Annotated in this window: 24 protein-coding genes and 4 tRNA genes; 17 read left to right on the top strand and 11 right to left on the bottom strand. The window is 38.0% G+C overall.

Annotated features, from left to right (window positions below):
• Positions 1-28: 28 nt before the first annotated feature.
• A complete protein-coding gene (rrtA, locus tag M2R48_RS18775; RefSeq protein WP_262087123.1) occupies positions 29-601 on the top strand; it encodes a rhombosortase in 573 nt (190 codons plus the stop codon).
• A 416-nt stretch (positions 602-1,017) separates the two neighbouring features.
• Positions 1,018-3,216, top strand: coding sequence for a TRAP transporter large permease subunit (locus M2R48_RS18770; RefSeq protein ID WP_262087121.1), 2,199 nt, complete (start codon positions 1,018-1,020; stop codon positions 3,214-3,216).
• 59 nt (positions 3,217-3,275) lie between these two features.
• On the opposite strand, the gene M2R48_RS18765 is transcribed toward M2R48_RS18770, so the two are convergent.
• On the bottom strand, positions 3,276-4,055 hold the full coding sequence (locus M2R48_RS18765) for an AraC family transcriptional regulator (RefSeq protein WP_224964327.1): 780 nt from the start codon (positions 4,053-4,055) through the stop codon (positions 3,276-3,278).
• 164 nt (positions 4,056-4,219) lie between these two features.
• On the opposite strand from M2R48_RS18765, the gene M2R48_RS18760 reads away from it, so the two are divergent.
• Positions 4,220-5,140: a DMT family transporter gene (locus tag M2R48_RS18760; protein WP_004725746.1), complete on the top strand. Its 921-nt coding sequence runs from the start codon at positions 4,220-4,222 to the stop codon at positions 5,138-5,140.
• A 100-nt stretch (positions 5,141-5,240) separates the two neighbouring features.
• Here M2R48_RS18760 and M2R48_RS18755 read toward each other — a convergent pair whose 3' ends face one another.
• From M2R48_RS18755 to rnr, 5 genes are all read right to left on the bottom strand, one after another.
• Positions 5,241-5,672 (bottom strand): hypothetical protein, encoded by a 432-nt coding sequence (locus tag M2R48_RS18755; protein WP_262087120.1) that lies wholly within the window; start codon positions 5,670-5,672, stop codon positions 5,241-5,243.
• 15 nt (positions 5,673-5,687) lie between these two features.
• Complete coding sequence (locus tag M2R48_RS18750; RefSeq protein ID WP_171066870.1) at positions 5,688-5,897, bottom strand: YheV family putative zinc ribbon protein; 210 nt, start codon at positions 5,895-5,897, stop codon at positions 5,688-5,690.
• A gap of 54 nt (positions 5,898-5,951) precedes the next feature.
• Positions 5,952-7,979 (bottom strand): M3 family metallopeptidase, encoded by a 2,028-nt coding sequence (locus tag M2R48_RS18745; RefSeq protein WP_262087119.1) that lies wholly within the window; start codon positions 7,977-7,979, stop codon positions 5,952-5,954.
• A 92-nt stretch (positions 7,980-8,071) separates the two neighbouring features.
• Positions 8,072-8,707, bottom strand: a complete 636-nt coding sequence (locus M2R48_RS18740; RefSeq protein ID WP_262087118.1) for a hypothetical protein — start codon at positions 8,705-8,707, stop codon at positions 8,072-8,074.
• A 157-nt stretch (positions 8,708-8,864) separates the two neighbouring features.
• Positions 8,865-11,315 (bottom strand): ribonuclease R, encoded by a 2,451-nt coding sequence (gene rnr, locus M2R48_RS18735; protein ID WP_262087537.1) that lies wholly within the window; start codon positions 11,313-11,315, stop codon positions 8,865-8,867.
• A 264-nt stretch (positions 11,316-11,579) separates the two neighbouring features.
• Between rnr and M2R48_RS18730 the strand changes: the two genes are divergently transcribed.
• From M2R48_RS18730 to M2R48_RS18720, 3 genes are all read left to right on the top strand, one after another.
• A tRNA-Ser gene (locus tag M2R48_RS18730) sits at positions 11,580-11,669 on the top strand.
• Positions 11,670-11,684: 15 nt separating this feature from the next.
• Positions 11,685-11,761 (top strand) — tRNA-Arg (locus M2R48_RS18725).
• Between the two features lie 47 nt (positions 11,762-11,808).
• Positions 11,809-11,885: transfer RNA gene (locus tag M2R48_RS18720), tRNA-Arg, on the top strand.
• Between the two features lie 47 nt (positions 11,886-11,932).
• Here the strand turns inward: M2R48_RS18720 and M2R48_RS18715 are convergent.
• Both M2R48_RS18715 and M2R48_RS18710 read right to left on the bottom strand, forming a co-directional pair.
• A complete protein-coding gene (locus M2R48_RS18715) occupies positions 11,933-12,601 on the bottom strand; it encodes a hypothetical protein (RefSeq protein ID WP_262087116.1) in 669 nt (222 codons plus the stop codon).
• A gap of 69 nt (positions 12,602-12,670) precedes the next feature.
• The gene (locus M2R48_RS18710; protein ID WP_262087114.1) at positions 12,671-13,612 is read right to left on the bottom strand and encodes a hypothetical protein; all 942 of its coding nucleotides are present in this window, start codon (positions 13,610-13,612) and stop codon (positions 12,671-12,673) included.
• 198 nt (positions 13,613-13,810) lie between these two features.
• Between M2R48_RS18710 and M2R48_RS18705 the strand changes: the two genes are divergently transcribed.
• From M2R48_RS18705 to M2R48_RS18680, 6 genes are all read left to right on the top strand, one after another.
• A complete protein-coding gene (locus M2R48_RS18705; protein WP_004816901.1) occupies positions 13,811-14,008 on the top strand; it encodes a hypothetical protein in 198 nt (65 codons plus the stop codon).
• A gap of 201 nt (positions 14,009-14,209) precedes the next feature.
• Entirely contained in the window at positions 14,210-14,869 is a 660-nt protein-coding gene (locus tag M2R48_RS18700) for an amino acid ABC transporter permease (protein ID WP_262087112.1), read from the top strand.
• Positions 14,859-15,524: an amino acid ABC transporter permease gene (locus tag M2R48_RS18695; protein WP_262087110.1), complete on the top strand. Its 666-nt coding sequence runs from the start codon at positions 14,859-14,861 to the stop codon at positions 15,522-15,524. Before M2R48_RS18700 ends, M2R48_RS18695 begins: the two co-directional genes overlap by 11 nt.
• 2 nt (positions 15,525-15,526) lie before the next feature.
• Entirely contained in the window at positions 15,527-16,258 is a 732-nt protein-coding gene (locus M2R48_RS18690; RefSeq protein WP_004725765.1) for an amino acid ABC transporter ATP-binding protein, read from the top strand.
• Between the two features lie 146 nt (positions 16,259-16,404).
• Positions 16,405-17,226, top strand: coding sequence for a transporter substrate-binding domain-containing protein (locus M2R48_RS18685; protein WP_262087536.1), 822 nt, complete (start codon positions 16,405-16,407; stop codon positions 17,224-17,226).
• Positions 17,227-17,299: 73 nt separating this feature from the next.
• The gene (locus M2R48_RS18680; protein ID WP_004725770.1) at positions 17,300-18,163 is read left to right on the top strand and encodes a cysteine ABC transporter substrate-binding protein; all 864 of its coding nucleotides are present in this window, start codon (positions 17,300-17,302) and stop codon (positions 18,161-18,163) included.
• 69 nt (positions 18,164-18,232) lie between these two features.
• Here the strand turns inward: M2R48_RS18680 and M2R48_RS18675 are convergent, their stop codons facing one another.
• Complete coding sequence (locus M2R48_RS18675) at positions 18,233-18,670, bottom strand: winged helix-turn-helix transcriptional regulator (protein WP_004725772.1); 438 nt, start codon at positions 18,668-18,670, stop codon at positions 18,233-18,235.
• A gap of 107 nt (positions 18,671-18,777) precedes the next feature.
• On the opposite strand from M2R48_RS18675, the gene M2R48_RS18670 reads away from it, so the two are divergent.
• The 3 genes from M2R48_RS18670 to M2R48_RS18660 all read left to right on the top strand — a co-directional run bounded on the left by M2R48_RS18670 (position 18,778) and on the right by M2R48_RS18660 (position 21,129).
• Complete coding sequence (locus tag M2R48_RS18670) at positions 18,778-20,037, top strand: MFS transporter (protein ID WP_262087109.1); 1,260 nt, start codon at positions 18,778-18,780, stop codon at positions 20,035-20,037.
• Positions 20,038-20,168: 131 nt separating this feature from the next.
• A tRNA-Arg gene (locus M2R48_RS18665) sits at positions 20,169-20,245 on the top strand.
• 98 nt (positions 20,246-20,343) lie between these two features.
• Positions 20,344-21,129, top strand: a complete 786-nt coding sequence (locus M2R48_RS18660) for a hypothetical protein (protein WP_262087108.1) — start codon at positions 20,344-20,346, stop codon at positions 21,127-21,129.
• A gap of 25 nt (positions 21,130-21,154) precedes the next feature.
• Here M2R48_RS18660 and M2R48_RS18655 read toward each other — a convergent pair whose 3' ends face one another.
• Complete coding sequence (locus M2R48_RS18655) at positions 21,155-22,444, bottom strand: SRPBCC family protein (RefSeq protein ID WP_262087106.1); 1,290 nt, start codon at positions 22,442-22,444, stop codon at positions 21,155-21,157.
• 189 nt (positions 22,445-22,633) lie between these two features.
• Here M2R48_RS18655 and M2R48_RS18650 point away from each other — a divergent pair, with 189 nt between their 5' ends.
• Together M2R48_RS18650 and M2R48_RS18645 are read left to right on the top strand one after the other, a co-directional pair.
• Positions 22,634-23,134, top strand: coding sequence for a YcxB family protein (locus M2R48_RS18650; RefSeq protein WP_004816919.1), 501 nt, complete (start codon positions 22,634-22,636; stop codon positions 23,132-23,134).
• A 47-nt stretch (positions 23,135-23,181) separates the two neighbouring features.
• Positions 23,182-23,820, top strand: coding sequence for a fumarylacetoacetate hydrolase family protein (locus tag M2R48_RS18645; protein WP_004725784.1), 639 nt, complete (start codon positions 23,182-23,184; stop codon positions 23,818-23,820).
• Positions 23,821-24,195: 375 nt separating this feature from the next.
• On the opposite strand, the gene M2R48_RS18640 is transcribed toward M2R48_RS18645, so the two are convergent.
• Positions 24,196-24,996 (bottom strand): AraC family transcriptional regulator, encoded by an 801-nt coding sequence (locus M2R48_RS18640; RefSeq protein WP_262087105.1) that lies wholly within the window; start codon positions 24,994-24,996, stop codon positions 24,196-24,198.
• Between the last annotated feature and the right edge of the window lie 132 nt (positions 24,997-25,128).

Genomic DNA, 25,128 nt, shown 5'->3' with positions numbered 1-25,128 from the left:
GACAGCTCTTCTTTTTTTATGGTGTAGCATGGAACAACACAAGTTAGATAAAAATATATTGTTTATTGCAACCTGTATCATTTTTTTTGCAATTCTTCAGCTTTTTCAAAATCATTTCATTTACCAGCATGATGTTTTTTTAAGCCAGCCTTGGCGTTGGTGGACAGGGCATTGGGTTCATGTGGGGTGGATTCATTATGTTTTAAATGTTTTGGCTTTGGCCTGTTTACCCTTTTTATTTCCAAACATTAAAAAGCAAGTTTTTATTGCTTTATTGCTTATTTTACCGCCTTTACTCAGTCTCTGTTTTTATCTGATTTATCCTCATATTTTTGCTTATGCAGGTTTGTCTGGGATTCTTCATGGCCTGTTTGTATTTTGTGCAATCGTCAGTTTAAAAGAAAAGCCAGAACGAAATTTTGCCTTCATTGTATTGTTATGCATCCTCGGCAAAATTACATGGGAACATTTTTTTGGTGCACTACAAACTGAACAATTAATAGGTCATCCTGTTTTAATACAGGCGCATTTGCTTGGGGTGATTTTTGGAAGTATTTGTGCCATCTTGAGCTTAATTTTTCGACTTAATGTTATGAAATAGAAAATGAATCAAGAATATTATTTGTATGAAGTATTATTCTATAAAATTTCATTATTTTTATGAGGTTAAGCACATCGAAGTGTAAAGATATTTAAAAAATAAATTTGAATGAATACTTTGTAATGAATGGATGCTGATTCTCATTTGTGGTTAATTATGTGAATGTTACATCTATTTTAGTTGTAAAAAATATAAGTACTGAGTTGTTTTTTCACATTTAATGTTAAGACTATAGATGAGTTGACAAAAAGCTCGCCAAAAAAATTAATCTTTGTCATGTTTTTCTTAGGAAAATTAGGGCAAATTTGAGTGGTGATGATAGGAATGGGTATTGGTAAAGGATTTTACCTCTCACCTAATAATAAAAGATAAGCTGTGCAAGCGATTGTACACTGGTTATAAAAACTGGAATAACAATGCAAGAACCTGTAAATAATAGATCGGGATTAGGTCTACTCAGTTATCTCTGGAATGAGTGGTTCTCAACCTTTTCCATCCTTATTCTGCTTCTCCTGACCTTGATCATTGGGACAGGGGATATGATTCATGGGCAAATGCTTCGTTTAGGTGAACGCCTATATGGAGATGAAAAAATAGGAATGCAATATTCCTTTTTACGTGCTGAGCCCAACAAACCTTCATGTGACCGCAATGTAGATATCGATAAGCTTGTCAAAGAAAAAATGCAACAGGAAGCCAGTGATCCTGATGCGGCATTTTTTGGTTTAACACCAGAAGCAGATGTTCGCGCTTCATTCGTTTCAGCTCAAACGGATTGTGAACAGAAATATGCGTTCTATGATAAGTCGATCAAACATATGGAAGATCATCCATCCCTTCGTACATATCGTTCGATGGAAACGGGTTTCTTCTGGATATTGAAATGGGGCTCTGAACATCGCGTACTCATCCTGATTTTGATGGTGGTGATCGCGGCAATTACAGCATCATTGAAGATGCATCATATTGGGCTACGTCCAGCGCGTACCAAGCTTGATTTTAAAGTCTATAACATTGCGATGGTGCTGGGGAATGCCTTACTGAGCTTCTCGGTCATTAGCCAATATCGCTCAGTACTCAATTCTGGTGTTGAATCGACCCTTGAAACGATTGGGGTCTATTGGTTATGGATGATCCTATTTGTGGTCTTAACAGTCATCAGCCTGTTTAAATTATTCCGTACACCAGAAAATGCTGAAGAAGGCGGTAAATTTGGCCTTGCGCTGCTGAGCATACCTTTATATGCCTTTATGGCAATTGTGACAGGTATTGCGTTTACTTTCTTTATGGACTACCCAATGGGGCAAGGTATTTACCTTGGCTTGTTGACTGAATTTTCAAATATCTTCCTTAACTTAGCACTGTTTATTTGGGCGGGTATGTTATTGACCCAAACACGTGTGATGGATCTTTTCTTGGCGATTCTTCGTCCTTGGAACTTAGCGCCTGAAACGTTGACGTGGATCATTTTGATTGGTGCTGCAATTCCAACCGCATATACAGGCGCTTCGGGAATCTTCGTTGTTGCTGCTGGTGCAATTATCTATAAAGAAGTGTGGAATTCAGGTGCACGTCGTCAATATGCACTTGCAGTTTCGGCAATGTCAGGTTCACTGGGTGTTGTATTACGTCCATGTCTCTTGGTGATCTTAATTTCAATGCTGGATAGCCGTCATGTAACTTCAGACGAGTTATTTGATCATGGTATTTATGTATTCTGGTTAACCGCATTTATTTTCTTAGGGGTGTCGTTATTCCTTGCAGAGAATAAGTTCCGTATTAACTCACCGAAAACTGCTGTCCCAGGTATGTTGCGTGCTTTCGTTCCAGTGCTTCCATATATCTTGATTGTTGCTGTCGTGATTGGCTTCTATCAGTTTGGTCTGGACACGAAAATGGATGAATTTACTGCACCTGTAATTCTTCCAATCATGTTATTGGCATTTATTTTATTTGATAAGTTATTGGGTAATAAATTACCGATACCAGAAAATCCAAATAAAGCGCTTGCTCTAGAGCATGAAAAAAATTCTGAATACTTACGTGAGCATGGTGATACCGCTGAAACGAAACGTGGCTTCCGTAGCGCAATTCGTTTTGCAACATCGGAAAGTGTTGGTCATATTGGTGCGTTAATTATCCTAATGGCATTGTCTGCAAGTGTTGGTGGCCTGATTGAACGTAGTGAAATCGTGACCATGGTTCCAACGCATCTGGGTAGTATCTTGGTGACACTTGGCTTTATGGCATTGTTACTTGCATTAATTGGTATGACAACAGATCCATTTGGTGCGGTGATTCTCGTTGCTGCAACGATTGCGCCAGTTGCATTTGAAAATGGTATCCATCCGATTCACTTCTGGATGATCGTATTGGTTGCATTTGAGTTTGGTTATGTTACGCCGCCTGTTGCGCTCAACCATTTGCTGACGAGGCTCTCGGTCGGTGATGCAGAGGTTGCCGCCGCCGATGCAGAGGCAAAAGCCAAATATACAAGCTTCTACTATCGTTATGAGCGTTGGATCTTACCAATCGTGGTGCTGTTCTCAGCATTGGTGATTGTGACCTATGCGCCGTACATGTTTAACTTGTTTGACTGGTATGCCAGTAAATAGTTGAATGTCTAAAAAGCGCCTTCGGGCGCTTTTTTTCAGTCTACGGATTTTGAATAGATTTAGTGATCTTTAAATTGAAACTGCTGAATGTACTCACTCGGCGTCAAACTGGTTTCACGTTTAAACATGGCACTAAAGGCACTGGCACTGTCATAACCCAGATCCAGCGCAACGTTGAAAATAGATTTATTCATTGCCAAATCAGTCATGGCTTGCATCAGCCTTGCCTGCCGTACCCAATGACTAAAATGCATATTGGTTTCTTTCTGAAAATGTCGAGTGAGGGTTTTCGGACTAACATGTAAAAATTGGGCTGCGTGTTCGAGTGTCCATGTATGGCTAAGATCAAGTTTGATTTCAGCACAAAGCTTTTGCAATTTAATATTTTGTGGCTCAGGTAAGTTAAATGGTAGAACAGGGAGAAGCTCCAACTCATCTAAAATCAGTTCAAGCAATCGTGCTTCACGACTTTGAGGATGGATCGTGGTTTGAATCTGCATCGCGGAGCGAATAAGCTCTTTTAGCAGGGGCGAGATCGTGACAACACGACATTCATTGACTAATTTTGAACGTGCGTCTGGCTGAATAAATACACCATAAGCTTGCACATCCCCACTGATCAGTAAGGCATGAGCCTTATATGCTGGAATCCATACACCGCGTCCCGGTGGCGTGACCCATGTTCCTTCTGTCGTTTGAATACGGAGAACCCCAGAAAGCGTATGAATCAGTTGGATACGCTCATGGCTATGCCAATCTTCAATATGCCCATGGGAATAATTTTCAGTAAAGGCATAAATTGGATAATCTAAAAATCCATGATCATAATTATTCCCCACGATTTACTCCTCAATCAATACGGCACTGCCAATCATATATTCGTGGAATTGGCTTAGTCCTCAAGCATAATGTCCTTTTTGCGATAGTTATTGTCATTTTGTCGTACAAATACAAAATGATTATTTTTTAACATGGTTGAATCTTTCTGTATAGGCAGAGCAGCATGTTTCAAAAAGCTTATTTCTATCCATTGTTTGCCATTTTATTTTGGGCTGGAAATGTGATTGTGTCTAAAATGGCAAGTCATGCAATTTCACCTGTGGCGATTACATTTTATCGTTTGGTTTTTGCGCTCGCGGTGATGAGTACTTTTGTGTTGATTCCTACTTGGAAAAATCGTCATATTATTCGGCAGTATTGGAAACATTTGGCTTTAGGTGGATTTCTTTCTGTATCCTTATTCCAATTTTTGTCTTATCAAGCAGCGACAACCACGACAGCGACCAATATGGCGATTGTGACAGCATTGATTCCATTATTAACGATTATTTTAAGTACATGGATTTTAAAGGATCAGATTAGTTATGGCTTAGTGATCGGAGGCTTCTTATCATTCTATGGCATCTTGTATTTATTGAGTCATGGGCATATTGCTCAAGTTTTTAGCCAAGGGATGCATCTTGGCGATGGCTTGATGTTACTTGCCGCAATCGGCTACGCCTTATATGGTGTGCTGTTAAAACGTTGGAAAATGCCGATCCCTGCATGGCAATCGAATTTTGTGATGTCGAGCTTTGCCATCTTATATGTTTTGCCATTTTTTATCTTTTTACCGGCATCACAAATGCAACTGAATCAACAGACCATTCCTTTGATTTTGTATGCCAGTATTTTCTCATCGATTTTATTGTCTTATCTATGGATTGAAGGTGTAAGACATTTGGGACCCAATAAAAATAGTATTTTTATGAATTTATTGCCTGTGTTTACAGCTTTAATTGCCGTGGTGCTCTTGGGTGAACATTTACAAGTTTTTCATTTGATTGGTGGTGGTTTAACACTCTGTGGAATTTTATTGGCGCAAATTATCCAAAAGCCAATCCAATGGAAAAAATCAACACAGCAGTCATTGGACTCACTTTAAAATATTGAAATGTTTATTGTTCAAATTGAAAAAAGCCTTAACTTATAAAGAGGTTAAGGCTTTCTGATAGCAGATCGTCATTTTTGCACATGATCAAAAATTATTGATTTTGTGCCGCCATTTGCTGTTGAAGTAGCTTGATTTGCTCTTCCTTAAGTTTAATCAATTGATCCGCATCAGCATGTTGTGATTTGAGGTTTTGTTGCTGATCATCAAGTTGTTTTTGGATGTCTTCTAGTTTAGCCACTTCTTCTTTCGCTAAACTGGCATTTTCAGGAATTTTATCTTTTAAAATGGATGCTTTGACCAACTCTACATTGGCAGTCTCTGAGGCTGTACTTTGTTCAACAGGCGTTGCTGCCGCTTCCACTTTCTTCGCAGCAGGTGTAGTCTGATTCAATTGCTCATTGATTTGGGTGCTTTCAGAGGTGTTATTCAACCAGAAAAAAATAGCAATTAAAACGATAACTGCCCCCAACCCGCCTGCAATAATCCACATTAATTTTGAATTGTTTCTTTGTTCTATATGCATTTTATTCGGTCCGATCTATTTTGAAGAGCGAGGCTTGAATTGAATGACCCCAATTTCATCAGGTATAGCAGGTTCTTCAGGCGCATCTACATGGGTAGGGCGATTTTCAGAATATCCACACTCGATGCATTCAATCCATTCAGCATCGCCTTGGGTGAGCATAACAATACGATCCATCGCTTCACATTTTGGACATTTTGCACCAGCAATGAAACGACGTCTAATATTCATACACCCACCACACTTTAAACAATTTTGACCGCTAGTTTAAGCGTTTTTTTAGCTATTCGTCCAACCTTGATGACGTAATAATGCATCTATTTTAGGTTCACGACCACGGAAATTGATAAATGCATCAAGTGCTGTATCTTTTCCGCCAACTGCAAGGATTGCCTTACGGAACTCTTGTCCAGTTTGGGTATTAAACACACCTTCATTTTCAAAGCGGTCAAAAGCATCACTTGCTAAAACTTCTGCCCATTTATAAGAATAATAACCAGCAGCATAACCGCCCGCAAAAATATGGCTAAAACCATTTTGGAAGCGGTTATAAGGTGCTGTTGCTAAAACGGCATACTTCTGGCGAATATCATCTAAAGTTGCTTGGATTTGTTCAGCATTTAGTGCCGGTGTAAGTTTATGAATGGTTAAATCGAACAGTGCAAACTCAATTTGTCGTAAAGTTTGCATACCTGACTGGAAGAAACGAGCATTGAGTAAGGCTTTTAAAAGATGCTCAGGAAGTGAGTCTTTAGATTCAATATGTTCACTGATTAAAGCCAAGCTTTCCGTATCCCATGTCCAAAATTCCATAAACTGGCTAGGTAACTCCACGGCATCCCATGCAACGCCGTGTGTTCCAGCAACTGCAATATTGTCTACTTCGGTCAACATATGGTGTAAGCCATGACCAAACTCATGAAATAAGGTATTCACTTCATCATGCGTTAATAGGGCAGGCTGATCACCGACAGGTGGGGTAAAGTTCCCAACCATATAACAGATAGGTTTTTGTAACCCCGTTTCGGTTTGCATACGCGAGCGGAAACCACTCATCCATGCACCACCACGTTTACCGTTACGTGCATAGAGATCAAAGTAAAAACCACCAATCACAGTGCCTTGGTCTTCTAGCTCATAATAATGGGCATCTGCATGCCAAAGTGGTGCTTGGCGTTCAATGACTTGAATCCCATATAAACGATTGACCACATTAAATAAGCCTTGAATCACTTTAGGCGCAGGGAAGTATGGTTTTAAATCTTCCTGAGAAAGGTTGAACTGTTGAACTTTTAGTTTTTCAGAATAATAACTGCTGTCCCAAGGTTTTAGCTCATCTATGCCATCTTGTTTGGCAATGGCTTTGAGTTCTTGAATTTCTTTTAATGCAGGTATACGTGCATGTTCTGCTAAATCAACCAGAAATTGATCAACAGTGGCCACATCGGGTGCCATTTTTGAAGCAAGTGAGTATTCTGCAAAATTGTCAAAACCTAAAAGCTTGGCCATTTCCTGACGTAAGCTGAGGATTTCAACCATCACGGGTGCATTGTCAAATTGCGTATCGCTGGCTTGATCTGAGGCGCGTGTAACATAAGCGTGATAGATTTCTTCACGGAGCGCACGATCTTCTGCATAGGTCATGATGGCCAAATAAGATGGAATATCTAAGGTAGCAACAGGCTGATCTAGTTCGCGTTGTTGACCGTATTGTTTGAGTAATTCAATACTGCCTTGTGGTAGACCTTTAAGCTGATCCGTGGTTAAAGTTTTGTTATAGGCTTGGGTTGAATCCAAAACATGATTAGAAAAATCAGAAGACAATTGGGATAATCGTGCTGAAATTTCTGCATAGCGTTTTTTAGCTTCACCTTCGAGGGCAACACCTGAAAGTTTAAAATCACGTAAAGCCAGCTTAATTGCACTTTGTTGCGCCGTTGGCAAGTCGCTAAAAATCGTATGATCATAAACATTTTGATAAGTTTGGAATAAGGCAACGTGTTGACCGATCTGAGTGTAGTATTCACTTAGACTTGGTAATAAGGCTTGATAGACTTCACGCGTTTCAGTGTTATTCATCACTGCGTTGAGGTGTGACAAAATTCCCCAAGATTCACTCATGTTATTTTCAAGTGAATCTACATTTTCGATCACTGCAAGTTGTTGTTGAATGCTTTCAGGGACTTGGACCAAGTCATTTAAAAATTTTTGACCGTCTTGGATGGCTTTTTCAATATTTTGTTTGAGTTGATCTAAACTAATTTGATCAAATTGCGGTACTGGCAACGTTGCCTGTTCTAGTGTCATGAGCTTTATGCCAAATCATTTCTTAAGTTATAGATAGATGTAGGGCTTCTGGCAGGGGAAATCAAGGTGTGACAATAAAATTAACACAGATGTTAATGGACTTGTTTGGTTTTGAGGTTGTATTCAAAAGGGATAGAATATGCGCCCGCATCAAAACTGATGCCTAAAATATCTTTTTTAAGATAAAAGCCATTTGCATTTTTTAGCGCAATAAAATTTCGATCTTCAGCATAGTATCGGTATAGGTATTGCAGATCTGCGCTATCACAGTCATTAGACGTTTTAGAAAGTGTTGCTGTTTTATTTTCAATACATGGGTCAAGTTGCTGAGCAATTTCATTTGAGATTTGTGCTGCGGACAATTGATATTTTTGTAGAATTTGTGACAATGTTGCGAACTGTTTATTTTTTAAATCGATCACGTAATACTTTTCACGAAAATAGCTTCGTCCGCCTTCAATTTCTAAATGGGTATAAACACTTAAATAGTTTTGATCCTGATAGATCTTTCCTGAACTAAAGTCGATACGTGTAGCATCATCTGCCAAAAGTTCGTGTTTGATCTGTTGGTTGATTTTTTCAAAACCTTTGCTTTGGATAAAGGGAATATTTCCTGAAAAATTCGTATATTTTGAGGGAATAGGTTGGGTTTTAAAGGTGATGGTTTCAGCAGAAGCTACACAGCTGAGTAGCAGTATTGAGAGTGATAGTATATTTTTAATTTTCATGCTGTTATTTCTAGAGTTATTTGAGTCGCTATAGATGCATTATAAAACAAGGAAGACTATATGAGGGTACAAGAAAAGTATTTTTAGACGTATTCAAATTTAAAATTTTAATGATAAAAAAGAGAGCCGAAGCTCTCTGATTTTGTGGTAAGTAAAATTACTCAGTCTTTGCTTTTGCGTTCGACTTTTTCTTTTTTGCTTTAGCCTTTTTCTTCACTTTATCTTTAGCCTTTGTTTCAGGCTGAGTTGCAGCACTTTTTCCAGGTTTTTTATTGTAAGAGCTGGGTTTTCCTTTGGGCTTTTTCTTTCGAATGGGACGTTCCCCATCTTCGCTGGCATTCCCACTGTCAGATTCAGATTTAACTTTGACAGGACGTTCAGAAAAAACTTCTTCTTTGGCAACGGGTTTTGCAACACGTGGTGCACGACTACGGATTACACGGCCCGCATGCGACAGTTGTTGTAACAATTCAAAATCAATCTTACGTTCTTCTAGGTTAACCCCAGCAACTTTGATCTTGACTTCGTCACCCAAGCCAAAGGCTTGACCACGATTTTGACCGACTAAATTTTGACTAACTTGGTCATAAACAAAGTAGTCATCGCCCAATTGACTCACGTGAATCATACCGTCCACATATAAGTCTTTTAGGGTTACAAATAAACCAAATTCAGCGGTTGCACTGATCACACCAACAAATTCTTCGCCTAAATGTTGCTGCATATAGTGACATTTCAGCCATGAAGTAACCGAACGCGAGGCTTCATCTGCACGACGTTCAGTTGCAGAGAAATGTTCACCTGCATCTTCTAACGCCGCACCTGAAAGTGGATACTTTTTGTTGGTTAAACTGGCTTTAATCGCACGATGTAATAGCAGGTCAGGGTAGCGACGAATTGGTGAAGTGAAATGGGTATATGCTTCATAAGCCAAGCCATAGTGCCCCACATTTTTTGGACCATAGTAGGCTTGCATCATTGAACGTAATAACACCGCATGAATACTCGGTGCATCAATACGATCTTTGGTTGTTTCAATCACCGTTTGATAATCGGCTTGTGTCGGTTGGTCAGGGAATTTAAAGCCCAATAATTTCACAAAGTCTTTTACTTTTTGAATGCGTGAAAACTCTGGTGCTTCATGCACACGGTACAACATTGGAACTTCATTTTTTAAGCAATATTCCGCTGCTGCAACGTTAGCAAGCAACATACATTCTTCAATAAGCTTATGCGCAACATTACGTGAACGCGGTAAAATTTCTTTAATTCCACCCAATTCATCAAAAGTCATGTAGGTTTCAACGGTTTCAAATTCCATTGCATGACGTTGTGCACGTAAACCTTTTAAAGTTTCATACAATTGGTAGAGCGTATTGACTGACTTACGGACATCACGATCTTCAGGAATTGCATTGCTGTCGCCATCCAAATATTGTGCAACTTGGGTATAGGTTAAACGTGCTTTTGAATGCATCACTGACGGATAAAATTCAAATTTAGTCACTTTACCAGCACGACTTAAATTTAAATCACACACCATACATAAACGGTCAACATGTGGATTTAAAGAACATAAGCCATTTGAAAGTGCTTCAGGCAACATTGGTAATACATAGTGTGGGAAATACACTGATGTACCACGTTCTTGCGCTTCATCATCTAAAGGTTTACCAACACGGACATAATGACTGACATCTGCAATCGCGACAACGACACGATAGCCACCACCAGGACGTTTTTCCGCATAGACTGCATCATCGAAGTCACGTGCATCTTCACCATCAATGGTGACTAAAGGCAAATCTCGTAAATCTATACGGCCTTGACGATCTTTTGCAGAAGGTTCTTTAAATGCTTCAGCTTCTTTGATGACTTCTTCTGGGAACTCATAAGGTAAACCATATTCTAAAATGGTTTGTGGGATAATGATTTCAGTATCAGCTTTATCCGCCATTGATTGAATCACATGACCTGTCGCAAATTCATCTCGTGTTGGATAGTCATCAATTTCAACACGTAATGCATCGCCGACTTTGGCTTTGGCATGTTCAATCAGTTCTTTTTCTAAAGTTATGGGTTGATGTGCATTGGGCGGTGCAGGTTGAATAAAGTATTCACCTTCAAATTCTGCAACTTTACCGATCAGTTGTTTAACTCGACGTTGAGTCACTTCAGTAATATAGCCCCAAGCTTTACCTTTACGGTCTACAGAAGTTTGTTGGACTTTAACGCGGTCACCATGGAAGACTTGACGTAATTCGCGCTCAGGCAGAAGGAATTCATCTTTCTTCCCATCTAAGCTTGCAACGCCTAAACCTTTAGCGTTGACATAAACAGTAGCGTCTAGGGTAGGTTGATCTGCCATCAGCTGATATTTAAAACCATCTTTCATCAACTGACCATCACGCACCATTGCACTTAAACGATGGCTGAGCGCATCTATACTTTTTTGATCGACAATTTCAAGCAGTTCAACAAGATCTGCATGTGACAATGCTTCTTGTTTTCGTTCAATGATTTCTAGGATAAGGGTACGACTTGGAATGGGATTGTCGTAACGCTCAGCTTCAGCTTTGGCTTCAGGATCGACCCAATTTTTCATGATGTATTTGGTTTCTAGTCAGAAGATAGGATTAGCATAAGACATACAGTGGAATACTGCACGTAATTGATTGCAATATTGTGTTTTTAATTTAGTTTTTAGAGAATTTTTCTTGGTATTTGTAGATTGTGATTATTTTACAGCATAAAAAAACAACAAAATGATGAAAATCGCTTAAAAAGTATTTAATTGAGTAAATTTCTCTATTTTTTTTAATGTCATCACTTGCCGAATCGGGTTTTAGTTTGTATTATGGCGGCTCGTTACGGTGAGATGGGTGAGTGGCTGAAACCACATCCCTGCTAAGGATGCATACGGGTAACTGTATCGAGGGTTCGAATCCCTCTCTCACCGCCAACGATTACTTATGACGCGCTCATAGCTCAGCTGGATAGAGCACTTGGCTACGAACTAAGGGGTCGGGAGTTCGAATCTCTCTGAGCGCACCAATAAGTTAATCATGATGTAACGAATGCCTTTTGGCAACACAAGTATTGCGCTCATAGCTCAGCTGGATAGAGCACTTGGCTACGAACTAAGGGGTCGGGAGTTCGAATCTCTCTGAGCGCACCAACTTGAAGAATTAACCGCATACATTGCGGTTTTTTTGTGTCTGGAGTTTAGATACTAATCATAAATTGAATAATAAAATGTACAAAGTGAATGATTAAAGTGGCTGTTAATACAGTGGCCAAAAACTGAGTTATCTTTTTATATCTGAGGGCAATGTGTTTGAAAACAGCCCATAAAGTAAAAACTAAAATAAAGTAACCGATGCCTGTATATATTATTGAATTTAATAAATGGCTTTTAGCTTTTAGAATGTTAGCTTGACTGTTTGGCATTTCTTCTAAGTAAGGTAAAGTTTGCTGCTCATTTTTATCGTTTGTAAAGTGAATGTCTTTTAATATGTAATGGTAGAAGAAAATGGGCTGATCATTTGGATCATAACTGGCATAAAAGCTAAAACTGTTTGGTGTGTATAAGTCGTCTTTTACTTTTGTACAAAATGTTGAGATGTAATCTGCGCATGGTTCCTCGGTGATGGTGGTTGAATTTAGAGTAATTGCTAAAGAAGAAGTATTATTACGATAGTTAACAATATTATAGCTTAAGTCATTTCCAACATCGATATGAATGGCTTTCCATTTTAAATTTTGTAATGCAATAATATTCCTAAGATTTTGATAAAAAAATTGATGGTTGTTGGTAATTATGATGAAGAAAAATCCAGAGAAGGCAAGTGTAGTTCCAATCTTTCCCAAAAAATTTTCAGTATCTTTAAGCATAGTCGTTATTTGATCAGTTTAAGTTGATAAGTGCGAGTTCTATAGTAAATTGCTCAGGCAAAATTGATTTTAATTTGAGTCTTTGAATATCTTGATTCTCTTGGCTATTTTTCGAAAAATAAAATAGCTAAATGCAATAAGCCCAATAATAATGCCAGTGATCTCTAAATAGGAAAAAGTTTTAATTTTAAAAAGAAAAAAGATGCTGATTAAACTTAGACTAAGCCACAATAAACAGAAAAATAGCATTTCATTAAAGAAGAATACTTGAAAGAGCCATTTGCGTAATGCCTTATTTTTAATTCGCGTCAGAAATAAAAACCGATGTTTAAAACCGAATGAACTATTTGGCGAGATTTCAGCTTTGGACAGCAGCATTCGATAAAAATGGATCTCATCAAAAGACGCATTGAGTTTATTTTTAACAGGCTGTTGTGTCTTTTCATGATTATTTAACCATCTATCCACCTCAAAACAGGGCAGTAAAGACTCTCCAAAACCATCGATATCTAAATATCGATTTTGGGGTGTTTTAAGTTCAAAAGATTTTGGCAGCCAATATTTGGATGGTGATGGACTTTTGGGATCTCGATGTTTTTCTTCGATGAAATGGATCATATTCACCATTTCATTGTTAGCTTCTAGGCTAAATGGATCAATCATCATTGCCATAATATCGGTAATATTAAGCTCGACTGAAAATGTTGGAGTACGTTGCAAATATTGTAAAAATGATTGCGCTAAAATTGCTACTTTTTCATCATTATAGAGTGCTGACCATATATTGAGTCTGGATTTAAACGTTTCACAGCTTTTTAAGATCGTTGTCCGAAAGACGTAATAGCTTAAGCCATCTTCATCTTGAAGAGTGGTAATGTCTTCAACTTTAAATAAGGCCAACCAAAATAATGGAATCGAGTATTTAACTTCTTGATAGGTTTCATTTTCATCCATTTCACCCGTGGTTCTATCGAGATCGGATGAAATCCAAAGCGTTGAGTAATGTCCCATTGTTTCCTTTTATCATCTGAATTTTTATAGGAATATTTATGAAATAATAGTACAGGATTGATTGATGTGGAATTTAAATAAAATGAATTTTATTATTTTTTGCACGTCTATTCTTGTCGCAGAGTAAGGATTGCAACATCTATTCTAGAGCTAAAAACTTTAAAATAATAAAATAACCGAAGCTTTAGAAAGAAGAACATGAAGAAATATACAGATGGATATTATATTTACCAGCATGTTGATTTTATTTGTCATTTCAACCTGCAACAGTGTGATGGCTGTAATCGCACGCTGACAGGTTTTGTCTATGAACTGCAAATCCAAAGTTTAGAAAATGAATCTGTCATCTTCTGTGCTGAATGTATGGAATTGTTAGACGTGGTGAATGCCGAATAATTGCTTCGGGTCGATGATTGTTCAATTTTAACTTCGCTTATTTTTTCATCGCAAAAAGTAAGCATTATCCAGCATTATTTTTATAGAAAAGCTTATCTGATAATCATATTTATTTAGAAAAAATTCTCACTGTAAGATAGTTCCAAATCATTTTTTCTGCTTTAGAGCGTAACAATAAAATAATTATTTTGGACGATTTCTTTGAATTGGCAATATATCTACAGTGTGATGCCACAGTTTGCTTCGGCAATGGTGACCACACTCAAAATCTCAGTCATCAGTATTATTCTCGCAATATTGGTTGGTTTAATTTGCAGTATTCTCATTACCTATCGGGTACGGGTCTTTGACAAAATTGCCAAAATTTACATTGAATTATCACGCAATACGCCCTTATTGATTCAGTTATTTTTTCTCTATTACGGTTTACCAAAACTGGGGATTAAAATTGATGGATTTAGCTGTGGGGTCATTGGTCTAACTTTTCTAGGTGGAAGCTATATGGCTGAAGCCTTTCGTGCGGGTTTACAAGCTGTGGCCAAAGGGCAAATTGATTCGGGTGAAAGTATTGGACTGAATCCACTGCAAGTTTTTCAATATGTGATCTTCCCTCAAGCTCTAGCAATTTCAATTCCTGCAATTGGTGCAAATTGTTTATTTCTGATTAAAGAAAGTTCTGTGGTGAGTGCCATCGCAGTGGTGGAACTATTGTTTGTCACCAAAGACTTAATTGGTATGGATTATAAAACCACAGAAGCATTGTTTCTCTTGATCATGTCTTATCTGATTATTTTATTGCCTGTGTCTATTCTCACCAGTTATCTGGAATACCGCAGTCGGAAGGTGAGCCATGGAATTTGATTATTTGTTTCAACCTAGCCACCTTGCACGATTACTGGAAGGGCTGTGGGTTACTGCAAAAATTGCCTTTATATCAGTATTTTTTTCAGCAATTTTTGGCACGATTTTCGGTGTCATTATGACGTCGAAAAATTTACTGATTAAAAGTTTGTGTCGACTGTATTTAGAAGCGATTCGGATTATTCCAATTCTGGTTTTATTGTTTGTTTTCTATTTTGGCTTTGCAACATGGTTTAACTGGCAGCTCTCAGCGGTACTGGTATGTATTGTGGTTTTTGTATTGTGGGGGACTGCTGAAATGGGCGATTTAGTCCGTGCTGCCATCACATCGATAGATCAACATCAACGCGATTCTGCACATGCACTTGGCCTGAGTCCTATCCAAACTTTGGGCTATGTGATTTTCCCGCAGAGTTTAAAAAGAGTCACACCGGGCGCAATCAATTTATTCACGCGTATGATTAAAACCAGCTCCTTGGCAGTGCTGATTGGTGTGGTCGAAGTGATTAAAGTTGGACAGCAAATTATTGAAAATTCGCTGTTAATTGTTCCGAATGCATCTCTTTGGATTTATGGTTTGATCTTTCTTTTATATTTCATCATTTGCTATCCCTTATCCCGTTTAGCGACGCATTTAGAAAAAGTTTGGGAGTAATCATGACTTTGTTATCTATACAACATTTACAGAAATCATTTGCAGAAAGTCATATTTTACAAGGCATAGATTTGGACGTAAAACAGGGTGAAGTTGTGGTGATCCTTGGTCCATCGGGATGTGGGAAAAGCACATTGTTACGTTGTATCAATGGCTTGGAAAAAATTCAGGGTGGCACAATCAATTTAGCTGGCTCAGGTGTATTGGGCAAAGATTTAGCGTGGGTGGATGTACGTCAAAAAATTGGCATGGTGTTTCAAAACTATGAACTTTTTGGGCATATGAATGTGATTGATAACATTTTATTAGGCCCTTTAAAAGTTCAAAAACGAACAAGAGCTGAAGCTGAGAAAGTCGCAGACGAATTATTGAAACGTGTCGGTTTATACGATCGTAAGCGAGATTATCCGCGACAGTTATCGGGTGGGCAAAAGCAACGTATCGCAATTGTGCGTTCATTGGTGATGCAGCCTCAAGTGATTCTGCTAGATGAAATCACCGCTGCTTTAGACCCTGAAATGGTCCGTGAAGTATTAGATGTGGTTTTAAAACTTGCACATGAAGGAATGACCATGTTGATCGTGACTCATGAAATGTCTTTTGCCAGAAAAGTCGCAGACCGAATTATTTTTATGGATAAAGGCAAAATTATTGAGCAAGCCACACCTGAACAATTTTTTGAGCATCCACAGACTGAACGGGCAAAAGCCTTTTTAAATATGTTGAATTACTAACGGTAATTTAGACATCAATATTCACCCTAATAGCAACATATAATGATCTATAAAAATGAGGATGTATGGCTTTATCTTATTTAACTCAACCATCGAATTTTTTTAATATTTCCAACGTTGTTCGAACATTGAGTGTGGCCTTATGTATGGGAATATTGAGCGCATGTAGTCAGTCAACTGAACCAAATGCATCAGCGGAGAAAAATGCCCAGAATGATCAATCTTTAGATCAGATTAAAAAGCAGGGCGTGTTTCGTGTGGCTGTTTTTGCAGATAATCCACCATTTGGTTATGTGGACAGTGCAGGTAAACCACAAGGTTTTGATATCGCTTTAGCAAAAAGAGTGACCAAAGATTTGCTTGGGGATGAAAATAAAGTTGAATTTGTGGTGACTGAGGCTGCTAACCGAGTGGAGTTTTTAAAATCGGGTAAAGCAGATGCGGTATTTGCCAGCTTTTCAGTCACTCCTGAACGTAAACAAGTGGTTGATTTTGCTCAACCGTATTTAAAGGCTGCTTTAGGCATCGTATCGCCTAAAGCCAATACGATTACAGATATTCAGCAGCTTGAAGGCAAAACCTTGATCGTCAATAAAGGCTCGACATCAGATATTTATTTCACTAAGAATTACCCAAAAATTAATTTATTAAAGTTTGAACAAAATACTGATGCCTTTAATGCATTGAAAGATGGTCGTGGTGATGCAATTTCTCAAGACAGTACTTATGCCTTGGCATGGGCAGCTGAGAATCCAACATTTACGGCGGGAATTCAACAAATTGGTAATCAAGACTTTATTGCACCTGCAGTGAAAAAGGGCAATAGCCAACTTCTAAATTGGCTCAATACTGAAATTTCAAGCTTACAAAAAACAGGTGAAATTCAGAAGATTTATGATCAGACCTTAAAGCCTGTTTACGGTGGAACTGTGGATGCTCAAGTCTTTTTGGATGTGACACCGAAATAAAAATTGCATCAAAGCGTTTAAATACGAAAAGAAATCATTGTTTAAATATGAAAATAGATCAGAGGAAAATTAAATGAATATATCAATAAAACAGCTGACTCATCTACTTGCGGCCTCAGTGCTTAGCTTAGGGTTAGCGGCGTGTAATAAAAACGCGTCAACAACTGAAAAAGCTGCTGAACCTGAAAAAACCAGCTCAAGTATTGAGCAAATTAAGAAAAATGGTGTGGTTCGTATCGGGGTGTTTAGTGATAAACCGCCTTTTGGTTACTTGGATGCACAAGGTAAAAACCAGGGGTTTGATGTGGAAATTGCCAAGCATGTTGCCAAAGACCTATTGGGAGATGAAAACAAAGTTCAATTTGTTTTAACGGAAGCTGCCAATCGTGTGGAGTACCTTAAAGCCAATAAGGTGGATATTATTTTTGCTAATTTCACCGTGACACCTGAACGCAAGGAAGTTGTTGATTTTGCCAAGCCTTATTTAAAGGTTTCTTTGGGCGTTGTATCACCTAAAGCTAAGCCGATTACAGATATTGCACAGCTTAAAGACCAGACTTTATTGGTCAATAAAGGCACGACAGCAGACTCATTCTTTAGCAAATCACATCCTGAAATTAAATTACAAAAGTACGAGCAGAATACAGAGACCTTTGATGCGCTGAAAGATGGACGTGGTGTGGCTTTGGCACATGACAATTTATTGGTACTGGCTTGGGCAAAAGAGAACCCAAATTATACCGTGGGTATTACCAGCTTAGGTCAGCATGATTTAATTGCACCTGCAGTCAAAAAAGGCGATAAAGAATTATTGGATTGGTTGAATCAAGACTTAGAAAAATTATCTAAAGCAGGGGTTATCCAGCAAGCCTATGAAAAGACGTTAAAACCTGTCTACGGTGATAGCATTAATCCAAAAGATTTATTGGTTGAGTAAAACCCTTAAAACTTAAGTTTGCTCTTTAAAAAATATCATCGACTTTAACTGGGAAAACATAATTTGCATTTAATTGATCTTTTTCACAAAGGTCTCTTGTGCAAGTAGATGTTTTCCTTTTTTTGTCATAGGTTGCATAAGTGCCAATTCATCACCTGTATTTTTCTCGAGTAAAATAGAATGTGGTTGATCCTCAGCAAATAAAAATTGCTCACCCCATTGACGTAATGCCACGATGATCGGGAACAGTGCATAACCTTGTTCAGTGAGCACATATTCCAAATAGGCTGAGCCATTAGAAGCAGGTTGGTTCTTTAGAATTTGAGCATCAATAAGTTTAGCCAAACGATCAGATAAAATATTTTTGGCGACATTTAAATTTTTTTGAAAATCACTAAATCGTTTCACTCCATCAAAAGCTTCGCGAATGATCAATAAAGCCCAACGATCTCCAATCAGTTGCACTGACCGTGCAACTGGGCAAGCTTCATATCTGTCTTGATTCATCAGCTGTTCCATCTTTCATCTTAAAAATAGACTATAAATCTAGTTGTAATTTAAAACAAGATTGCGTAATTTAATCTGGTTGCAAATTAAAACCAGATTGGTGCAAAATGAACAAAACAAATTATCATCAGCGCAATAAAACAAGAGAGCAACAGCAATCCCATCTTTCTCCAGCCTTGGTGATGCTGTTGGCGTGTGCTGCTGGATTGAGTGTTGCAAATGTTTATTATGCACAGCCATTGCTGGATTTGATTGCCCAAGATTTTAAATTAGATTATTCGTGGGTGGGGTTAGTTGTTTCATTGACTCAAGTGGGATCAATCATTGCATTAATTTTTATTGTGCCTTTAGGCGATTTATTACCACGCAAATCTTTGATGTTGTTTCAGTCCATCATTTTATGCCTCGCTTTAATCTCGTTGGTTTTTTCAGATCATATTTTCACGTTGTTATTGAGTATGCTGATTGTGGGCATGTTGGGCACAGCGATGACCCAAGGCTTAATAGTTTATGCATCGGTTTTGGCAACTGCTGATGAACGCGGCAAAATCGTGGGTACAGTCCAAGCAGGTGTGTTGATTGGTATACTTTTATCTCGGGTACTGTCTGGTAGTTTAGCCGATTGGTTTGGATGGCAAGGGGTATATATATTCTCAGTATTATGTATGAGTATGATCAGTGTGTTTTTATGGAAATACTTAGCTGTTATCCGCATCGAAAAAGATCCTACTCAGCAATTCACTTATTCCCAGATAATCTTTTCATTGTTTGAACAATTGTTTAAAAATAGAGTGTTACAGATTAGAGGCGTACTTGCTTTCATCATTTTCGTCAATTTAAATCTGTTTTGGAATGCTCTGGTATTTCCTTTATCTGTTCAGCCTTTTGAATATTCACATAGCTTGATTGGTTTTTTAGGCATCATTGGTGCTATTGGTGCGGTTATGGCAATCCGTGTTGGTGGGTTGGCTGATCGAGGCTATGCGCAGCGTGTTACACAATATGCGTTTCTATTACTGATCGGAGCTTGGGTCATTTTAACCTGCTTATATTTTTCAATTTGGATTTTTATTTTAGCGATTATTTTATTGGATGTGGCTATTCAATCAGTTCATGTGATTAATCAAAGTCTGATCTTCCAAGCGGATATTCGATTACATGGGCGATTGGTCGGTGCTTATATGTTGTTTTATGCATTGGGCAGTGCTGTGGGATCATTACTGGCAACAACACTCTATGGTCATTGGGGATGGTATGCCGTGTGTACGGCTGGAATATTATTGAGTGTAGTTGGCTATTTATTTTGGTTGCTTACTGAAAAATATTTAATTCAATTTCAAATGAAACAGCATGCAAGCAGTGAATAAATGCATAAATCCTAGGTTTTTTTGTCGATTTAAAGATAAATAGCCCAAATACTAAACACTTGGTGTTTAACTATTGAAATAATCCTTAACAAAAAAATGAAAAGGCGTATAATGCGTCCCATCAAGACGTCGCGCTCATAGCTCAGCTGGATAGAGCACTTGGCTACGAACTAAGGGGTCGGGAGTTCGAATCTCTCTGAGCGCACCAACTTGATAAAATATTTAAAAAAAACCGCTTTATTGCGGTTTTTTTGTGCCTAAAAAATGGCACAATGAGCGAGATAATAAAAATAAGGCCAATCATTCATGCATAAATATTTCTCATTGTTTATCGTGCTGGTCATCAGTCAAATGATCGGATGTACCGCCATTCTGTGGAATAACAGTGACTCTGGCAGGTTGGCGACGGGTAAAGTGGTTTCAACCCATGCAGATCGTGTGATTGTAGATCAGGATCAAATTGTCGGTTTTGCCTATTTAAAAGAAAATGCTTCCTCAAAAAATAGCCATGATAGAAACAATGTAGATCGCTCCTTAATCGTGGTTGGGCAAAAATATGCGTATATGATTGATATTGGAAATAAGGAAATTTTAGAGACCATTCAATCTGATTTAGACCCCAAGTATTGGCGGATCAAACCTGTCCGTCCGAGTGACAAGCATTTTAGCTTGTCTTTAATGCCTGAAAGCGATGATCAAAAAAATCCACAAGCAGCTCAATTTAGCGGTGATATTGAACTGTATTATGCAAAAAACAATTTAACTCGACAGGAAGAAAATAAGTTATCTCGACTTGGACTGAGTCAGTACGAGTATGGTCAGGAAAACTCTGAATTTTATCAAAGAAAAATTGGATTGGTTGGGCGTGTTGTGGGCTTAAATGCTGAAATTAAAAATATGAAATTTCAGAACTTTAGTCAAAATTATACGATTGAAATGTATACACAAGGAAAAACCAAATACTCACTACATTCTAAAACATTGTTGCAGAAAATCGCCTTAACCCCAGTCACTTTAGTCGGTGATCTGGTCGCAATCCCGTTATATTTCCTATTTAATATTGGTACAACAATTAAACATCTGGCTGATTAATTGAGTTTTAAAAGTTCAATCAGCACTACTTTACTTTTTGAGCAAAAATTGCATTTGCACCCAGCGCAGGTAACATTTCATGGTAGGGTAAACTGCGTGCTGCTTTGAGTAGGAATGGTGCTTTTTCATCAATTTTGATGGTGGTGGTCATTTTGAGTAAGGTGTTATTGCCTTGGGGTAAAAATTGAATTTGACCTTTGAGATAACGTAAATCACCGCCATTGGCATAGAAGTTATTTTCGGTGGCTTTGGGATAGCTAAAACGCATTTTAAAATCAAAAGGAATACTAATAACCCCCAATCCGACACTGACTTTAAAGTCTGCATCTTGTCCTTGTGTGTTGATCGCTGTGGTTTTAATGCTTTTGATTTGTTTTGGAAAAATTTCTTTATAGGATAAGGGTTGTGTCCAACGTTGTAATTGTTGCGGGGTGGCATTTAAATATTGATAGCTTGTGGTAAAACGTAAAACTTCACGACCATGGGTATAAGGTACAGTGACAGGATTAAGTACAATACTGACGGGCTGTTGCGCGTTGGCACTGACCTGAACAATTTTATTGATTTGAGCTGTATTTAATTGTGGGCTAGGTAGCTGCCCTGCATTTAATGCCGTCACTTTTTTAGCCGTATATTTATTTTTGAGTGCTTCTAAAACAAAGGCGCTCGAACCATTTGGAATTGCCAGTTTTACTTCAGGGAAAGCATTTAAAATTTTCTTAAATAGGAAACCCTGCGGTTGGTTTAAATCGCCCCATTGTGTCAGGGTGACTAAGGTTTTGTTGTCAGCTAAATTGAACCATTCAAATTTTCCTAATGCATAAGGAATTGGACCATCAATCACCATGGTTGAAATGCTATTTTGTCCAATTTGATGCTGCATCACCACATCTTCATTAAAATTCAATACAGGTATCGGTGTCGGGATAGAAATACGATATTTCAATTGACTGACAGGTCCTGCTGTTTCGATGACTTTTGCTGATTTTAAAGTCGGGAATAACCCAACATATTGCGTGTAATGGCTTAAGGTTTTAGCCACTTCTTGGCTACTTACAGGCACAACAATGGCTGCTGTTGAAAATTTAGCTATAGGTTGGGGCTGTTTGCTGAATGTTGGTAGCGACGTCTTGGTCGCTGGATGGGCATAAATTAAAATATTGTCTTGTGCAATTGCCGCGATTTGCTGGGCATTATTGTCAAATGGTTTTAACGCACTGGGAATATTATCGCTCCAAGTGACCAATTTCGCGAAACTGATTTGACTGATACCGATTAAGAGCACGAGACTGATATTTAAATAAAAAGCTTTCATCACAATTCCTTTTGTGCCTTGATAAGCGGCAATCTTTTGTTTTTATAAAAACCATTTGTATGAAAGACCCTAAAAGGATTCACTTTTAAAAAATAGAGGTGTTCTGTAAAACAAGATGAAAATCCGCATCTCGCTGGAAAAATCTAGTGTAATATCTTGGCATCGTAAAATATTTGTATTGAAGCAACTATGTCAGACACCCAGCCTGCATTATCTGCACGTTATTATCTTAATTTAGAAGAATCTCAAGACGGTTTTAAACTGGCAACTTTTGGTAAAAAGCAAATTAGCCAATTTCTCACGCCTTTGGTCAGCATCGGAATCATGGTTTGGGGGATTTACCTCGGTTTAGAGGGTGTGGGTAAATATTATGTTTGCTTAGGTGCTTTTTTCTTAATTCTGCAAATGCTGATGCGGTATTGGTTTTTACCGATGATGTTTAAACGCCAATTCGTTAAATATCAATTTGGTAAAAGCGAACAAGGTATTGAATTATTTCAAGACTATATGGAATTATTCAGTAGTGGCCGCCCAAAGCAAGTTCATCATTATTCAGATGTAGATAAATTTGCAGAAGGCAAGCTTACCTATATGATCGAATTAAAAAATCGTACTGTGGTGATTGTGCCTAAACGAGCATTTGCGACACCCGCAGATCAAACGATTTTTATCAATACTTTTAAAAAGTAATTTGGAATTATAAAGTTTTTAACGCTGATCAATAAGAAGGGAACCATATGAGTACACGTCCATCTAAGATTGTATGTGTCGGTCGTAGTTATGCAGCGCATGCAGCAGAATTAGGTAACGCAATTCCAGATCGTCCAGTCTTATTTATCAAGCCGCCCAGTAGTTTGATTTCATTGCAAGACGGTATCTCTTGGAATGAGGCGTGGGGAAATTGTCACCATGAATGTGAACTGACGTTACGTATCGACAAGCCACTTAAGGGCGAAACCAATTTAGATAAAGTATTGGATGCGATTGGTGCGGTGACTTTAGGCTTAGATTTAACTTTACGTGATCTCCAAGATGACTTAAAGGGCAAAGGCCAGCCTTGGGAACGTTCAAAAGCTTTTGATGGCTCATGTGTACTGGCAGATTGGGTCAGTGTGGATGAGATTAAAGATTGGTCGGCTGTTACATTTGAATTTGCAGTAAATGATGAAGTCCGTCAAAAGGGCGATACTGCTTTATTGATTTTTGATATTGCTTACTTACTTGCAGACATTTGCCAAGTATTCTCTTTAGAACCAGGGGATGTGGTGATGACAGGGACACCTGCAGGTGTTGCAGCATTGGCTTCTGGTGATCAATTGAGTATGACTTTACATGGTCAAAGCCAAGATTTTGTTTGGAAAACCTTTGTAAAGTAAGTATTTAAAATGCAATCAACCCAATGTTTATTTATAATCAATACGCATTGGGTTTTTTATTATCTACAGTTTTATAAAATAACAATTCATCGTTAACTTTTACGATATATCCCACTTGATTTATCCGTTGAAATTTACAGCCAGTTAAAATTTACAGTATTGCTATTTTTTAGCTATTGTTTGAATCGTATTAAAATCGCCAATTGGCTCGTCATAATAAAATTAGCAATGGATGACTTTGGTGAATCAATACATAAAGCAAAGTTAAATTCAGCCCATGCCTTTTTAGATCGACATATAGATTGGTCGGGAAGATTATTGATTATCAATATTTAGATCGCTCCACTTCATCTATTTAAAATGTAAAAAGTTGATTTAGTGATGCAACAATTTTCTAAACTGATCTGGGGTACGCATCATCCAACGTTTAAACATATTGATAAAAGCAGAAGCATTGGCATAACCTAAATCCAGTGCAATGCTTTCAACCGTTTTCCCCTCATTGAGCATAGACATCGCTTTCATGACTTTAAGCCGTTGTCGCCATTCATTGAGTGACATTGCCAACTCTTTTTGACTCAGTCTTGCCAAGGTACGTTCAGTCATATTAATCCGTTGGGCTAAAGCCTCTAGCGTACTGTGATCAGCAGGGTGGGCATGTAAAAAATCCAAAACTTGTTTTAAGGCAGTATGATTGGTATGGGGTAAATAACTACCGATTAACTCAGCATGTTGTAATTGATCAAGTAATATCTGTAATAGTCGCAAATATTCAGGCTCAGATGCTTGCATTGGATGTTGTTTGATGTGCTGTAAAATCGCTGAAACCAAAGGCGAGGTTAAGAGAATCCCTGCTTGTTGAGGTAAGGCACTACATAACGATTGGTGGATATACAAAGTTGCATGGGAAACAGGAGTCCGATTCAAACCACTATGTTGCGTATTTGGCGGTAACCAAACTCCATATGGAGGTGGCGTAATATAATTAATTTGATCAATATTGACTTCCATCACCCCATTAAAAGCATAAATAAATTCGCCCCAAGCATGCCCATGTTCAGGATAAACCGACAGTGCAGGATCATGTCGAAAAATAAGCCACAGCGGTGCAACAATTTCATCATTGGTACTGAGTTGAGTCAGTATATTTTTATCGCTGGTTTTTGTTATCGTCATGCAAAGATTGCCTGAATAAAAAGATCTTTTGTCTACTTTGAATTATATCCTATAAAAAAGACAGGTTCATACCATTGGGGTGTCTTTTATCCGCTTTATGCAGTGGTTTTTGCTATTGCGAAATTATAACGA

Origin of the sequence: Acinetobacter sp. I-MWF (assembly GCF_025433935.1) — a bacterium.
GTDB lineage: Bacteria > Pseudomonadota > Gammaproteobacteria > Pseudomonadales > Moraxellaceae > Acinetobacter > Acinetobacter guillouiae.
Note: the sequence above shows the minus strand (reverse complement) of the source record. Positions and strands in the feature narration are given on the sequence as shown.

What these genes read in the sequence shown, in the direction of transcription:
- M2R48_RS18710 (WP_262087114.1), bottom strand. Translation starts at nt 13,612, where the DNA reads ATGGGACATTACTCAACGCTTTGGATTTCATCCGATCTCGATAGAACC.
- M2R48_RS18690 (WP_004725765.1), top strand. Translation starts at nt 15,527, where the DNA reads ATGACTTTGTTATCTATACAACATTTACAGAAATCATTTGCAGAAAGT.
- M2R48_RS18640 (WP_262087105.1), bottom strand. Translation starts at nt 24,996, where the DNA reads ATGACGATAACAAAAACCAGCGATAAAAATATACTGACTCAACTCAGT.
- M2R48_RS18660 (WP_262087108.1), top strand. Translation starts at nt 20,344, where the DNA reads ATGCATAAATATTTCTCATTGTTTATCGTGCTGGTCATCAGTCAAATG.
- M2R48_RS18685 (WP_262087536.1), top strand. Translation starts at nt 16,405, where the DNA reads ATGGGAATATTGAGCGCATGTAGTCAGTCAACTGAACCAAATGCATCA.
- M2R48_RS18645 (WP_004725784.1), top strand. Translation starts at nt 23,182, where the DNA reads ATGAGTACACGTCCATCTAAGATTGTATGTGTCGGTCGTAGTTATGCA.
- M2R48_RS18740 (WP_262087118.1), bottom strand. Translation starts at nt 8,707, where the DNA reads ATGAAAATTAAAAATATACTATCACTCTCAATACTGCTACTCAGCTGT.
- M2R48_RS18715 (WP_262087116.1), bottom strand. Translation starts at nt 12,601, where the DNA reads ATGCTTAAAGATACTGAAAATTTTTTGGGAAAGATTGGAACTACACTT.
- M2R48_RS18650 (WP_004816919.1), top strand. Translation starts at nt 22,634, where the DNA reads ATGTCAGACACCCAGCCTGCATTATCTGCACGTTATTATCTTAATTTA.
- M2R48_RS18745 (WP_262087119.1), bottom strand. Translation starts at nt 7,979, where the DNA reads ATGACACTAGAACAGGCAACGTTGCCAGTACCGCAATTTGATCAAATT.
- M2R48_RS18670 (WP_262087109.1), top strand. Translation starts at nt 18,778, where the DNA reads ATGAACAAAACAAATTATCATCAGCGCAATAAAACAAGAGAGCAACAG.
- M2R48_RS18755 (WP_262087120.1), bottom strand. Translation starts at nt 5,672, where the DNA reads ATGCATATAGAACAAAGAAACAATTCAAAATTAATGTGGATTATTGCA.
- M2R48_RS18770 (WP_262087121.1), top strand. Translation starts at nt 1,018, where the DNA reads ATGCAAGAACCTGTAAATAATAGATCGGGATTAGGTCTACTCAGTTAT.
- M2R48_RS18705 (WP_004816901.1), top strand. Translation starts at nt 13,811, where the DNA reads ATGAAGAAATATACAGATGGATATTATATTTACCAGCATGTTGATTTT.
- rrtA (WP_262087123.1), top strand. Translation starts at nt 29, where the DNA reads ATGGAACAACACAAGTTAGATAAAAATATATTGTTTATTGCAACCTGT.
- M2R48_RS18680 (WP_004725770.1), top strand. Translation starts at nt 17,300, where the DNA reads ATGAATATATCAATAAAACAGCTGACTCATCTACTTGCGGCCTCAGTG.
- M2R48_RS18655 (WP_262087106.1), bottom strand. Translation starts at nt 22,444, where the DNA reads ATGAAAGCTTTTTATTTAAATATCAGTCTCGTGCTCTTAATCGGTATC.
- M2R48_RS18675 (WP_004725772.1), bottom strand. Translation starts at nt 18,670, where the DNA reads ATGAATCAAGACAGATATGAAGCTTGCCCAGTTGCACGGTCAGTGCAA.
- M2R48_RS18695 (WP_262087110.1), top strand. Translation starts at nt 14,859, where the DNA reads ATGGAATTTGATTATTTGTTTCAACCTAGCCACCTTGCACGATTACTG.
- M2R48_RS18760 (WP_004725746.1), top strand. Translation starts at nt 4,220, where the DNA reads ATGTTTCAAAAAGCTTATTTCTATCCATTGTTTGCCATTTTATTTTGG.